Raw genomic sequence first — 13,028 nt, 5'->3', positions numbered from 1 at the left:
TTTTGTGCGCTTTTTACTTTCATTTTTAATATATACTTTCATAATCGAAAGCATGAGTAAGCCCACGCGCCCCAATATCCTTTTCATCACAAGCGACCAGCAGCACTGGATGGCCATCGGCTATAACAACCCGGAGGTCAAAACGCCGAACCTCGACCGCCTGGCCGCCCGCGGCATGATCTTTGACCGCAGCTACTGCCCGAACCCCACCTGCACGCCGACTCGCTCCAGCCTGCTCACCGGCATGTATCCGAGCCAGCACGGGGCCTACACCCTCGGCACCAAGCTCGATGAGAGCATCCCGACGGTTAACGACAGCTGGCACGAACTGGGCTACACCACCGGCCTCGTGGGTAAGGCCCACTTCCAGCCGCTCAAGTCCACCGACGAGTTTCCTTCGCTGGAGGCCTACCCGACCCTGCAGGACCTGGACTTCTGGCGCACGTTTAAGGGCCCGTTCTACGGCTTCGACCGCTTCGAGCTGGCCCGTAACCACACCGACGAGGCCCACGTCGGCCAGCATTACGCCCTGTGGATGGAGGAAAAAGGCTTTAAGGACTGGCGCGAGTGCTTCAGTAAGCCCACCGGCACCAGCGACCCGCAGTACGGGCGCTGGAACATCCCCGAGGAGTACCACTACAACACCTGGATCTCCGAGCGGACCAACGCCCTGCTCGATGAGTTCGCAGCCCAGGACGAACCGTTCTTCCTCTGGTCCAGCTATTTCGACCCGCACCCCTCCTATGTGGTACCTGCTCCGTGGGACACGATGTATGACCCGGATAAACTCACGCTCCCCAAGGGCCGCCCCGGTGAGCACGACCACAACCCGCGCTTCCACCGCTATGCCATGTCCACCGACGCCACGCGGGCGGACTTTGGTATCGAGGAGGGCACCGAGTGCATGCACGGCGTACACAGCCATGTCGAGGACGAGGCCAAGACCCGCCGCGACCTGGCCATCTACTACGGCATGGTCTCCTTTATGGATCAGGCCATCGGTAAGACACTCGACAAGCTCGACGAGCTCGGACTGACCGATAACACGCTCATCGTCTTTACCACGGACCACGGCCACTACCTCGGGCACCACGGGCTCATCGCCAAGGGCCCCTTCCACTACGAGGACGGCGTCAAGGTCCCGATGCTCGCGGCCTGGCCGAACCACATCCCCGCCGGAGGCCGCACGCAGGCCCTGCAGAGCCTCGTCGACCTGCCCGTGACCTTCCTCGCAGCCGCCGGTATGCCGAAGCCGCAGAAGATGACGGGCGTCGACCAGCTCGCCGTCTGGGAGGGTAAGGCCGAGAGCGCCCGCGACCACTGCATCGTCGAGAACAACCACGAGCCCGGCATCGCCGAACTGAAGACCTATGTCGATGCCCGCTACAAGCTGACTGTTTATCACGCCTACGACGAGGGCGAGCTTTACGACCTTGAAAAAGATCCCGGCGAGTTTGAAAATCGCTTCGATGATCCGGACTATGCCGCCGTGAAGACGCGGCTGCTCCAGCGTTTCCTCCAGGCCGAGATGGCCAAGGAAGTGCTGCCCATGCCCCGGGTCTACGGTGCCTGATGCTTAAATCGACTTCTAAACCGGGCCTCCCCGCGCTTGATCGCGGGCTGGCCCTCCTCGACCACCTGATACGCTCGGGCGGCGGCCCCCTGCGCTTTGGCGAGTTGCGGGATGCCCTGCCGGGCGTGCAGGACTCGACCCTCACGCGCATCCTGAAGGCATTGGAGGGCTACGGCTACCTGGAGCGCGATGCCGACACCGGCTACCGGATCACCCAGCAGGTACGGGCCTGGGGGCCGTATCTGAGCGCCGCGCGCCCCACCCTCGCAGACACAGCCCAGCGCGTGCTGGACCGACTCACCCAGGAGGCACACGAGTCCGCCTGCATCACCCTGCTGGGCGAAGACCGGATCGACGCGCTCTGTTCGCGCTCGGTCGAGGGGGGCATCCGCATCCTCGGCACCGGACAGCTCCTGCACTTCGAGCCTGACCACGCCGGTGCGCTCGCCATTCTGGAGCAACTTCCGTCGGCGGAGCGCCAGCGTCATCTGGACGGCCCGCACTGCACATTCGGCGAGGGGGATAATTTTGAGGCGAGCCTGAGCGCGGCCCGCGGCCCCGGAAACGTGCTCATCGACACCTCACGCAGCCGCCCCGGCGTCTGCCGCATGGCGATTGCTTACCGTCACGGCGAGCAGCTCGGCAGCGTATTCTTTTGCCTCACACAAGAGGCCTGCGAGCACAAACGAGAGCAGCTGACCCGCCTGCTCGAAAGCGCCCGCGATCGTCTGGGGGGATAGGTTTTTTCGCGGGGCTGCGCACCCCGCACCCGCGGCAGCCGAAGGCTGCACTTTCGATGCTGCGCATCGTGTCAGCGATTACTTAAACCAGCATTGCTGGTTTAAGTAATCGCTGAGCAAAGCATCAAAAACTGGGTCGTCCCAATGAATGCGAACGATCTGCGATTGGGGCAGCGACTGTAGTGAGCGATGGGGCGGAGCCCCATCATTTGCCAGTGGAGGCACTCCACTTCAGCTTGATCACGATCTTGCGGATCTCGCTGTCGGCCTTGAGGGAACAGCCGGGCATATGGCCGTCCTGCGGGAAGAGTACGCAGAACATCCCCGGCGTCATGTGGAGCGCCTGATCGGCCGCACCCTTGAAAAACACCACGTCGCGCTCGGCATCGTAGGGCTCAGTCTCGGTCAGCGTCCCCAACGAGCCATGGTAGATGATCTCCTCACCGCTGATCGTGTACTGCAGGTCCACATAGGTGTGGTGCGCCTCAAACTTACGCTCCGGAGCCGGTCCGGTGGTGTAGGTCTGCACGAGGGCAAAGACATTGTCACCGTCCAGATCGACACGGCCGTCGGGGGTCTTCGGGTCGAAGCTGAGCAGGTAATCGAAAGCCAGATCGAGGCCGGGATGGCAGTTGCGGTAGAGGGCCTGTTGGTTCAGTTGGTCGTAAATCATCGGGGTGCGAAATCGTGTGTCGTTAAAAACCATGACACGCTCTCCCCTACATGAGTCGGGCTGCGCCACGGAATCCTTCCATCGTGCACCCCTCGCCCCGTAACAGGCAAGCCCATAGACCGGAACTTTTCGGGTAAAGCGCTCCCTACTGCTTGGTGGTCGAGGCTGGCTTGAGGACAAACGGATCGGGCAGCCCCTGCGAAGCGGCGGCATAGTTCGCGCGGCGCTCCGCCGGTGTTCTCGCGTCAGCAGCCTGAAGGAAAGCCAGCAAGGGCGGCATGAAACGCTCAAAGGCCTCGATATGCGGCAGGTGGCCGATGCCATCCAGCTCTACGAGGACGGACTCCGGGATGGCCTGCGCGGTTTCCCGTCCGAGCTGCGGGTAGTTCCCCAGCGTGCGCCGGATCTGCGGCGGAGCGCGGTCCTTACCCAGTGCCGTGGTGTCGCGCTGCCCGATGATCAGCAGCACCGGCATCTGCAGGTCGGGAAACTCGTAGACCACCGGCTGCGTAAAGATCATGTCGTAGGTCAGGGCCTGATCCCAGGCCATGCGGGGATAGTCGGGGCTTTCGATGAAGCTCGACAGCTCGTCCACCCACGGCTGGTAGGCATCCTTCCACTGGCCGTCGTAGTAGGAGTCGAGCTGGTAGGCTTTTATCTTTTCGGGGGTCTTCTTCAGCTCGCCCTGATACCACTCATCGACACTGCGGTAGGGCACGCCCTTGGCCTTCCAGTCTTCGAGACCGATGGGGTTGAGCAGCGTGAGGCTCTGCGTGAGCTGCGGGTACATGAGCGCGAAGCGCGTGGCCACCATCCCGCCCATGGAGTGGCCGAGGACATTGACCCGCTCTACCCCGACCTCTTTGAGCAGCCCGTAGGTATTTTGCGCCAACTGAGCAAAGCTGAACTGGTAATAGCCCGGCTTACTTGACTTACCGAAGCCAATCTGATCCGGCATGATGACCCGGTAGCCAGCGTCAACGAGAGCCTGGGCCGTTTCCCCAAAATACGTGCCGGAGAAGTTTTTACCGTGCAGCAGGAGAACGGCACCCTTGGGCTCACCCTGGGGCTTTACGTCCATATAAACCATTTCCAGCTGCTGTCCCTGACTGGTGAAGCTGTACGTGTGCGTCGGGAACGGCGATGGCACGCCCTCCAGACGAATGCCGGGCTCGGCGGCGTGGAGATGCCCGAGCAGGGCCACTACGGTGACAAGCAGTAGGTAACGCATGCCCTACTATGCTCGCCCCTCTCGGCTTTTCAACCCGTGCCGGGCAGAAGTTTCTCCGGACTGACGAGCAGCCTAGCCCTGCGGCGCCTCCTTGAAAACCAGCTCCAGCAGCCCCGGAAAGCGTTGGTCGAACTCTTCGCGCCGCACCGCTGACAGGCACTTCGTACCGACTACGCGGGTGCGGATCAGCCCGGCCTCACGCAGCGTCTCAAAGTGGTGCGAGACCGTTGCCTTGCTCAGTTTCAGCGAGATTTCGTTACAGGCGATTTCTCCCGACTCCATCGCTGCGCGCAGGATAGCCATCCGCGCCGGGTCAGCCAGGGCCTGCATGGCAGTGCTCAGGGGTACTTCACTCAACTCGGGATGGCTATAGGTTTTCATAACGCATGACTAATGGACCACATAGTTCGATAAAAATCAAACATCAGATTTGACGAAAGTGAAAAGGCATGTATGTTCGGTTTAAATCGAACAATGAAAACAACAACGACATCACCGCTTTTCGAACCGCTCCAGGTTGGCGCCTGGAACCTCCCCAACCGCGTCATCATGGCGCCGCTGACGCGCTGCCGCACCGGCAGTGATCGCGTGCCTAATGAGATGATGATCGAGTACTACCGGCAGCGCGCCGGAGCAGGCCTCATCATAACCGAGGCGACCTCTGTCACCCCGATGGGCGTCGGCTATCCGAACACCCCCGGCATCTGGAACGATGAGCAGGTCGCGGGCTGGAAAAAGATCACTGAGGCCGTACACGCCGAAGGCGGACGCATCGTCCTCCAGCTCTGGCATGTGGGGCGCATCTCCGACCCGATCTACCTCGACGGCGAGCTGCCTGTCGCCCCGAGCGCGATCAAGCCCGCCGGGCACGTCAGCCTCGTTCGCCCGATGAAGGGCTACGAAACCCCGCGCGCCCTGGAAACCGACGAAATCCCCGGCATCATCGAGGCCTACCGTCGCGGTGCCGAGAATGCCAAGCGCGCAGGCTTCGACGGCGTAGAACTCCATGGTGCTAACGGCTACCTGCCCGACCAGTTCCTGCAGGACCGCACGAACAAGCGCACCGACGAATACGGCGGCTCTATCGAGAACCGTGCACGCTTTATGTTTGAGGCCATCGATGCCGCTATCTCTGTCTGGGGCGCGGACCGCGTCGGCCTTCACCTGGCCCCGCGTGCCGACAGCCATGACATGGGCGACTCGAACCTGGAGGAAACCTTCAGCTACGTGGCCCGTGAAGCCGGCAAGCGCGGCCTCGCCTTCATCTTCACTCGCGAGTCCCAGGAAGAACCGCGCCTGAGTCCGCTGATGAAGCAGATATTCGGGGGCGTACTTATCGCCAACCAGGAGCTCGACGCAGCTACCGCTGACGCCCTCATCTCCAAGGGCGAAGCCGATGCCGCCGCCTGGGGCAAGCTCTTCATCGCCAACCCGGACCTGCCCGCCCGTCTGGCCTCCGGGGCTCCCCTCAATGAGCCGCAGTCCGACACCTTCTACGCATCCGGACCCGGTGGCTACATTGACTACCCGGCCCTCGCCACGGCGTAGTGGATTTTAACGACAGCGCAACCTCATCCGTTCGGTGCGTGACCATACCGGGTCACGTACCGCGGAGGGTTCCGCGGGTCACGCCAAGCTGGTTGACGAGCTTCAGCTCGTGCCAGAGCTGCGTACCGCTGATCTCACCGCGCAGGAGCGCCGCGTAGCGGCGGAGCGCATCGCGCACCTCCTGCGGGCTTTCATTTAGAAACTCGATCCGGTAGTGCCGCACGCCGAGCCCGAGCAGGTCCTGCGCGAACTCCGCGCCCGTCTGCGCCCGCGCATTAAAGAGTGTGTTGCGGCAACCGGCATCGGCCTTCAGCGGGTGCTCGGCCCCGGTGCGGTCACGCAGGCTGACCGCGTGGCTGTCGCAGGGTCTCCCGCAGTCGCGGAAGTCCTTACCCTCCGACAGAAAGGCGCAAAAAACGCAGTGCTCCATGTGAAACATGGGCATGTGCTGATGCAGCGTGACCTCGAACCACGCGGGCGGTGCCGACTCCAGCAGAGAGGCAAGCTGCGAGGCATTGAGATCGTAGGAGCAGGTCAGTCGCTCCAGCCCCCAACGCTCGATGAACCACTGCGCGCTCAGGGCGTTGGCGACATTGAGCGAGAAATCCCCGCGCAGGCGCTGCCCCTGCAGGGCGCGCAGGTGCTCATGGTTGCGGGCCAGAAACCCGTCCGCACCGCACTTGAAGAGCTGCTTGATAATCCAGTCCTCACCGCTCTTGAAAATACGCGGCGGAGCCACCCAGACCGTATGTTCGCCACCGGCGGCACGCACACGCTCGACCGCCTGCGGGTAGCGCTTCGGGTCCTCCAGCTCGACATAGATGTCGCCACCGGCATGCTCCAGAGCAGCCTCCAGCTGCTCCATCGAGCGCACCAGCGGGATCAGCTCCGCAGTCTCTTGCACGGGCAGGGGCTTGATGTCCGCAGTAGCCGCGGACAGTGCGCTCTGCCCCGGCGCGGGTTCGATCAAAGTCCACCGGCGACCGGTACGCCGTTTTTCCTGCAGGCGCTCGACCGCGAGACGGCGGCAGGCATTGAGTAGGGAAAGGGGCAGCATGAGCCCGGTGGGCAGGCGGTTATCGAGCCGGGCGAGGCGGAACGGCGTATCCCCGAGGCGACCGAGCTGCTTACGAAGTACGGCCTCATCGAGGGGTTTATTCTGCGCAGGCTCCAGCGCCTGCTCAGACTCGGCAACCGCTTCAAAGCCCTCCTCATCCGCCAAGGTCAGGCGGAGCGGCTGACCGGCTGCGCCCTCGACCGTCACTGTCAGCGGACGCTTGTAGCGCGGTTGCTCAACCTCAAAACTCTGCCGCAGCTCGCGATCGAGCGCGGGGTCGGCGGTCTTCCAAACAATAGCACCCTCCTCCACGCGCACGCGGCGCAAGGCGTCCCCGTGCAGACGCAGCAGGGTAAGTTTCCCCTGCGGCTCGACGGCGTTGACGTTCCCGCCAGCCTCCGGCAGATCCGGGCGGCCCTGGTCCACGACTACGCCGTCACCGGGCTTGACCGGCCCCTCCAGATCTACGAGCAGCCCCTGCGGGCTGGCGGCCATCACCGAGCCCACGCGCACGCCGCGCTTTTTACCGAAGCGCGCATGCACGAGCTGACGGTTGTCGATGCCCTCCAGCCAACCCGTATGGAACCCACGGGAAAAAGTCATATCGAGCCGGTAGCGCTGCTGCTCCGGCGACAGATCCTCGCTGTCATTCTTTTTGGATACAGGGGCGATTGGGTTTTCATCATCATCCGGGACAAGCTCCTCCCAGGCCTTATCGAGCGCGCGGCGATAGACCCCAGTCACGGCGGAGACGTACTCGGGCGTCTTCAGGCGGCCCTCGATCTTCAGAGAGGCCACCCCTGCGCGCACGACCTGCGGCAGGGCACTGAGCCCGGCCAGGTCCTGCGGGCTGAGCAGGTAGCGACGCTCGCCCAGCTCGACGAGCTCGCCGTCGCTGATCAACTCGTAAGGCAAGCGGCAGGCCTGCGCACACTCGCCCCGGTTGGCGGAGCGCCCACCGAGAGCCTCGCTGGTCAAACATTGGCCCGAGTAGGCAACGCACAGCGCGCCATGGACAAAAATCTCCAGCGGCAGCTCCAGCCCGTCGGTCGCGCACTTCTCACGGATCGCGCTGATCTCGGCCAGCGAGCACTCACGGGCCAGCACGACGAGCGAGCAGCCCAGCTCATTGGCGAAGCGTACCCCGGCCTCGCTGGTCACGCTCATCTGCGTAGAGGCATGGATGGGAAAATCCGGCGAAAGCTGCCGAATCAGGCGGCAAGCGCCAACGTCCTGCACAATGGCTGCGTCCACGCCGGCAGCGATGATTTTACGCAGAAACTCCTCCGCCTCGGGCATTTCGTTGGCGAAGATGAGCGTGTTAAACGTCACATAGCCACGCACGCCGCGCTCGTGCAGGCGGGCCATGATATCCGGCAGCTCAGCGGTGGAAAAGTTGTGCGCGCGCATGCGGGCGTTGAACTGCTCCAGCCCGAAGTAAACCGCGTCCGCGCCGTTCTCGATCGCCGCACGGGCGCACTCCCAATCCCCCGCCGGCGCGAGCAGCTCGGGCTTGCGCAGCAGAGGCGCATCCTGTGCCCCGGACGTACCGAGACGTTTTGGTAAAAGTTTTCCCATCGCAAGTAAACCACCCACAGGGAACGCATTTTCCCGCCTTTAGCAAGCGCTCATGAATGCTCGGTTTCTTCTGGGGGCTACGCACCCCCAGACCCCGCGGCAGCCAAGGCTGCACTTTCGATGCTACGCATCGTGTCAGCGATTAGTGAAAGCAGCGAAGCTGCTTTCACTAATCGCTGAGATGACAAACATAAAAACTGATCGTCCCAATGAATGCGAACAATCCGCTATTGGGGCAGCGACGGCAAGGAGCGATGGGGCATAGCCCCATCAATGCCAACGGAGGCACTCCGTCGCGGGTGCGGGGCGCGTAGCCCCGCAAAAAGCCGTACTTCTCCCCTACTCCAGAAATCCGCCCAGCCACTGGGCGGGAGAGATTTCACGCTCTTCGCCGAGGAGGTGGAGCAGCTCGGCGGCGGCCTCTTGCATCGCCGTGAGGCGGGAAGGCTCATCGAGGCAGGACACCAGCTCGGCAGACAAAGCAGTGGGCGTGGCCGCGCCTTGCAGGTACTCGGGGTACACATCGCGACCGAGCAGGATGTTGGCGATGCCGAGGCGGTCGATGCTGACCAGACGCCGCCCGATGAAGTACGTGAGCGGGTTGGCGCGGTACACGATCACGCCGGGGATGGCTGCCAGTGCGCAGTTGAGAGACATCGTGCCCGAGCTGGTCATCACCGCGGAAGCCGAGGCGACAGAGCCTCCCGGCTCCAAACTGAGCCGATCCTTCAAGGAAGGAAAATGCGCGAGCTGCTCGCGCAGCACGGCGGCAATGGCTTCGCCGGGATAGATGGCCACCGCTCGGCGCGGGCTGTCCGGGTTTTGCTGAAAATAACGCTCCAACGCGTGCAGCATGAGCGGGAAGATGCGCCGTACGGGTGTCTTGCGGCTGCCGGGCAGGAGCAGGACCGGTCCCTTTGCATCGTAGCACAGCGGGAGCTCGTAGTCATCTGCGGTAAAGGGGTGGCCCACGTAGGCCACGGGCAGCTCGGTGTCGTCGTAGCACTTGACCTCGAACGGAAAAATCACCGCGAGCGAGTCGAGCAGCTTGGCCATCTTGAAGCGCCGGTGGCCCTTCCAGGCCCAGATCTGCGGGCTGATGTAGTAGAGCAGTTGGACCTCTCCCCCGCCCTTCACGCTGATGCCCTCCTTTTGCAGGCGCTCGGCCAGCCGGAGGTTAAAGCCCGGATAATCGACAAAGCAGATCGCGCGCGGATTGTGCTCCTTGATCCACGCCACGGTCTGCTCGAAAAGGTCTTTAAAAAAACCGTAGTTCTTTAAAACCTCGAACAGGCCCACCACCGAGTGCTGGGTGAGATCGAACAACAACTGCGCCCCGGCCTTTTCCAACTCCTCGCCGCCGATGGCGCACACCGTCAGGCCCGAACGCTCCGCCCGCAGCTCGCGCAGAAGGCGGGCCGCGTGCTGGTCACCGGAGTGCTCACCGGCCAGGATGAGCAGATCGGGCTGACTGTTGGCTGCTGGTAGGGGCATGGATAAATACTTTTAACCGCAAAGTGCACGAAGGACGCGAAGATATTCCGTAAAAGACCTGTCCCCTAGAGACAGTGGCACGGCGTTGTTTTGTGTTTCTTCTTCGCGCTCTTTGCGTCCTTTGCGGTTAGCTAAAAACACTACCCGCGCAGAGCGTTGGCGTCGCGGATCTGCTGGGTGATTTTGAGGGCGACCTCCAGGGCGCTGCGGCCGAGGGCGGCGTCCACCTTGGGGGCGGTGTGCTTACGCACGGCGTCGGTAAAGGAATCCAGCTCCAGCAGGAGCGGCTCGCCCTTCTCGATCGGGATGTTCTTCTTGCTCAGGCCGAGCTTACCCTTGCGGATGAGGTGGCCCTTTTGCTCGGCGAAGTTGAGCGAGAGGTAGGCGTTGGGCTGGAAGACGCGGATCTCGCGCACCGGCTTGCGGCTGACGCGGCTGGTGTTGATGTTGGCCACGCAGCCGTTTTCAAAGGTCAGGCGGGCGTTGGCGATGTCCTCACTCTTGGTCAGGACGTTGACCCCGACCGAGTCCACGCGCACCAGCGGCGACTTCACGAGCTGCAGGATGACGCCGATGTCATGGATCATCAGGTCGAGCACGACGCTGACCTCGACTCCTCGGATCTTGAACTCCGCCAGGCGGTCCGCGGTGATGAAACGCGGGTCCTTGACGTGCTTTTCCAGAAAGCCCATGACCGGGTTGTAGTGCTCGATGTGGCCAACCTGCACCAGCAGGCCGCGCGAGGCGGCGGCCTCGGTGATCTGCTCAGCCTCTTCCAGTGTGGGGCAGATGGGCTTCTCGATCAGCAGGTGGCAATTTTTCTCCAGCAGAGGCAGGGCGACCTCGGTGTGGCGGTCGGTCGGGACGGCGACGCTGATGGCCTCGCAGCGCTCGCCGAGCTCGTCGAGGGTTTCGCACACATGGGCGTTCCCGTGCTGCTTGGCGATCTCGCGGGCGCGTTTGGGGTCGGCGTCATAGACACCGGCCAGTTCACAGCCGGGGAGCTGGTTGTAGATCCGAGCGTGGTGCTGCCCGAGGTACCCGACCCCGGCCACCCCGCAACGCAAAGGGGTCTTATCTGCCATAAACGTCTAAACTAGAGGCTAAAATGCGCCGGGGAAACGGAAAAATGAGATTAACCGCAAAGAGCGCAAAGGACACAAAGAAGAAAAGCGAAAGCTCTCCCACCGGTACAGGACAAGGACCTGCCTACAGCTCCTCCAGCACACCGCCGCGCATGAAGAGGCGGCGCTGGGTGCGGGAGGCGAACTCCGGATTGTGGGTGACCAGGCAAAGCGCGACCTGCTCCTCGGCGCACATTTTCATAAAAATATCCATCACCTCGGCGCCGGTGTGCTCGTCGAGGTTGCCGGTGGGTTCGTCCGCGAGGACGAGCGCGGGCTTGTTCAGGAGGGCGCGGGCCAAGGCCACGCGCTGGCGTTCCCCTCCAGAGAGCTGGCCGGGCATGTGGCGTAGGCGCTCTGAGAGCCCCACCTGCGCGAGCAGATCACGGGCACGTTCGCGCTTGGCGGCGTCGAGCTTACCGGCAAGGCGGGCCGCCATGAGCACGTTTTCCAGAGCATTCATCTCCGGGATCAGATAGTAGGACTGGAAGACCAGCCCCATAAAGGTCGTGCGGCGCAGTGCCCGCCAGTCGGCGGACTTCTTCAGGACGTTTTCGCCGCTCCAGTGAATAGCTCCCGCGTCGGGCAGCTCCAGTGTAGAGAGGATGTAGAGCAGCGTGGTCTTACCCGCGCCGGACTCACCACGGATGCTCACGCTCTCCCCGGCATGCACAGACAGGTCCACCCCGGAGAGCACTTCGATCCGGCTGTCGGGGCCGGTAAAAACTTTGGTTAATCCGACGGTCTGGAGAACGGGTTCGCTACTCATTGCGGAGGGCATCAGCGGGTTTGAGGCGGGCGGCTCGCCAGGCGGGCAGCAGCCCGGCCAGTGTAGAGACGACGATGGCAAAGGATACGATCAGGATGAAGTCTTTCGCCTCGTAGTGGACGGGCAGCACGCGGAACTGGTAAAAATTCAGCATCATGTCGGAGCTGTTGGTCACACGGGTCAGGGCATCGACGATTTGCGCGCGGTAGTAGAGGATCAGCAGTGCCAGCCCCACCCCGAGCACCGAGCCGACGGCACCGACCAGAAAGCCCTGGAAGCAGAAGACGAAGGCCATCTGCAGCGAGCGCCCCCCCATGGCACCGATCAGGCCAATCTCGCGGGTCTTGCGGACCACCGCAGTAAAGAGCGAGCTGGCGATGGAAAAGGCCGCCACGAGGATGATGAAAAGGATGATGAACGACATGACCGTCTTCTCCAGATTGAGGACGAAGAGGATGTCCTGATTCTGCTCCAGCCACGTCACCGCCCGATAGGGAGGTTCGAGCTGGTCGTTGAGCTGCTTGGCGACCGCGGCAGCCTGATTGCGGTCCGCCAGACGCAGGGAGACGCCGTGCGCGCCGTTACCCAGACCGTAGAGCTCCTGCATCAGCCGCAGCGTCACGATCATGGTGTTGCCGTCGATCTTGTTGTAGCCGGTCTCGAAGACACCCGCCACGGTCAGCTCGCGGGGCAGCAGGACCTCGTCGTTTTTGAGCTTGTCGAGCATGAGCGGCGAATACAGCTCCACAGTCGAGCCCGGATAGGCACCAATGGAGGCCGCGAGCCCGGCGCCGAGGAAGACCGTCTCATCGTCGAGGTCGTCAATCGAGCCACTGCGCAGGTAGCGATCAAAGGGGATGATCTGCTCGTCCTCCAGCACGTCCACCCCCATCACGTAGGGGAAGGCCGGGCGGTTGCGAAACATCATCATGCACATGCCCTCGGCATAGGGCGAGACAGCCTCGACCCCGTCAATCTGCTCGGCCATCTCGACCAGCGGCCAGGTCTGATAAATAATGCCGCCGCCGTACACGCGCACATGGCCGCCGGTATCGGCCAGCTTGTCGCGGATTTCCTTACCAAAGCCGTTCATCACGCTCTGGACGATGAGCAGCACCATCACCCCGAGGGTGACGCCCGTCACCGAGACGACGCAGAAAAGCGACACCAGCCGCCCCGAAGGGAAAAGCTGCTTGAGCGCGAGATACAGGTACCAGGGCATGAATTCAGGAAAGGTTTAG

The 13,028-nt window shown here is 62.8% G+C and carries 11 protein-coding genes; 3 read left to right on the top strand and 8 right to left on the bottom strand.

Going from position 1 to position 13,028, the window contains the following annotated elements; translation table 11 throughout:
- The first annotated feature begins 52 nt into the window (after positions 1-52).
- Positions 53-1,573, top strand: coding sequence for a sulfatase-like hydrolase/transferase (locus K0V07_RS11755; RefSeq protein WP_220621586.1), 1,521 nt, complete (start codon positions 53-55; stop codon positions 1,571-1,573).
- Positions 1,573-2,313 carry a helix-turn-helix domain-containing protein gene (locus K0V07_RS11750; protein WP_220621585.1) on the top strand — a complete coding sequence of 247 codons (741 nt, stop codon included), beginning with the start codon at positions 1,573-1,575 and terminating at the stop codon, positions 2,311-2,313. Before K0V07_RS11755 ends, K0V07_RS11750 begins: the two co-directional genes overlap by 1 nt.
- 205 nt (positions 2,314-2,518) lie before the next feature.
- Here K0V07_RS11750 and K0V07_RS11745 read toward each other — a convergent pair whose 3' ends face one another.
- The 3 genes from K0V07_RS11745 to K0V07_RS11735 form a co-directional block, all read right to left on the bottom strand.
- Complete coding sequence (locus K0V07_RS11745) at positions 2,519-2,986, bottom strand: YhcH/YjgK/YiaL family protein (protein WP_220621584.1); 468 nt, start codon at positions 2,984-2,986, stop codon at positions 2,519-2,521.
- Between the two features lie 145 nt (positions 2,987-3,131).
- Positions 3,132-4,217: an alpha/beta hydrolase gene (locus K0V07_RS11740; protein WP_220621583.1), complete on the bottom strand. Its 1,086-nt coding sequence runs from the start codon at positions 4,215-4,217 to the stop codon at positions 3,132-3,134.
- A 72-nt stretch (positions 4,218-4,289) separates the two neighbouring features.
- Positions 4,290-4,598, bottom strand: coding sequence for a winged helix-turn-helix domain-containing protein (locus K0V07_RS11735; protein WP_220621582.1), 309 nt, complete (start codon positions 4,596-4,598; stop codon positions 4,290-4,292).
- A gap of 93 nt (positions 4,599-4,691) precedes the next feature.
- Between K0V07_RS11735 and K0V07_RS11730 the strand changes: the two genes are divergently transcribed.
- Positions 4,692-5,765 (top strand): alkene reductase, encoded by a 1,074-nt coding sequence (locus K0V07_RS11730; protein WP_220621581.1) that lies wholly within the window; start codon positions 4,692-4,694, stop codon positions 5,763-5,765.
- A 52-nt stretch (positions 5,766-5,817) separates the two neighbouring features.
- Here K0V07_RS11730 and K0V07_RS11725 read toward each other — a convergent pair whose 3' ends face one another.
- The 5 genes from K0V07_RS11725 to K0V07_RS11705 all read right to left on the bottom strand — a co-directional run bounded on the left by K0V07_RS11725 (position 5,818) and on the right by K0V07_RS11705 (position 13,009).
- Entirely contained in the window at positions 5,818-8,400 is a 2,583-nt protein-coding gene (locus K0V07_RS11725; RefSeq protein ID WP_220621580.1) for a U32 family peptidase, read from the bottom strand.
- A 339-nt stretch (positions 8,401-8,739) separates the two neighbouring features.
- Positions 8,740-9,894, bottom strand: coding sequence for a lipid-A-disaccharide synthase (gene lpxB, locus K0V07_RS11720; RefSeq protein ID WP_220621579.1), 1,155 nt, complete (start codon positions 9,892-9,894; stop codon positions 8,740-8,742).
- Positions 9,895-10,034: 140 nt separating this feature from the next.
- A complete protein-coding gene (locus K0V07_RS11715) occupies positions 10,035-10,979 on the bottom strand; it encodes a Gfo/Idh/MocA family oxidoreductase (protein ID WP_220621578.1) in 945 nt (314 codons plus the stop codon).
- Positions 10,980-11,103: 124 nt separating this feature from the next.
- Positions 11,104-11,787 carry an ABC transporter ATP-binding protein gene (locus K0V07_RS11710; RefSeq protein ID WP_220621577.1) on the bottom strand — a complete coding sequence of 228 codons (684 nt, stop codon included), beginning with the start codon at positions 11,785-11,787 and terminating at the stop codon, positions 11,104-11,106.
- Positions 11,780-13,009, bottom strand: a complete 1,230-nt coding sequence (locus K0V07_RS11705; RefSeq protein WP_220621576.1) for an ABC transporter permease — start codon at positions 13,007-13,009, stop codon at positions 11,780-11,782. The genes K0V07_RS11710 and K0V07_RS11705 overlap by 8 nt, the downstream gene beginning before the upstream one ends.
- Positions 13,010-13,028: the final 19 nt, after the last annotated feature.

The organism is Ruficoccus sp. ZRK36, assembly GCF_019603315.1.
GTDB lineage: Bacteria > Verrucomicrobiota > Verrucomicrobiia > Opitutales > Cerasicoccaceae > Ruficoccus.
This window is presented reverse-complemented; position numbering and strand designations above follow the sequence as displayed.

Bases quoted from the DNA above. Each gene is read 5' to 3' on its own strand.
- K0V07_RS11725 (WP_220621580.1), bottom strand. From the start codon at position 8,400: ATGGGAAAACTTTTACCAAAACGTCTCGGTACGTCCGGGGCACAGGAT.
- K0V07_RS11715 (WP_220621578.1), bottom strand. From the start codon at position 10,979: ATGGCAGATAAGACCCCTTTGCGTTGCGGGGTGGCCGGGGTCGGGTAC.
- K0V07_RS11735 (WP_220621582.1), bottom strand. From the start codon at position 4,598: ATGAAAACCTATAGCCATCCCGAGTTGAGTGAAGTACCCCTGAGCACT.
- K0V07_RS11750 (WP_220621585.1), top strand. From the start codon at position 1,573: ATGCTTAAATCGACTTCTAAACCGGGCCTCCCCGCGCTTGATCGCGGG.
- K0V07_RS11710 (WP_220621577.1), bottom strand. From the start codon at position 11,787: ATGAGTAGCGAACCCGTTCTCCAGACCGTCGGATTAACCAAAGTTTTT.
- K0V07_RS11730 (WP_220621581.1), top strand. From the start codon at position 4,692: ATGAAAACAACAACGACATCACCGCTTTTCGAACCGCTCCAGGTTGGC.
- K0V07_RS11745 (WP_220621584.1), bottom strand. From the start codon at position 2,986: ATGATTTACGACCAACTGAACCAACAGGCCCTCTACCGCAACTGCCAT.
- K0V07_RS11755 (WP_220621586.1), top strand. From the start codon at position 53: ATGAGTAAGCCCACGCGCCCCAATATCCTTTTCATCACAAGCGACCAG.
- K0V07_RS11705 (WP_220621576.1), bottom strand. From the start codon at position 13,009: ATGCCCTGGTACCTGTATCTCGCGCTCAAGCAGCTTTTCCCTTCGGGG.
- lpxB (WP_220621579.1), bottom strand. From the start codon at position 9,894: ATGCCCCTACCAGCAGCCAACAGTCAGCCCGATCTGCTCATCCTGGCC.
- K0V07_RS11740 (WP_220621583.1), bottom strand. From the start codon at position 4,217: ATGCGTTACCTACTGCTTGTCACCGTAGTGGCCCTGCTCGGGCATCTC.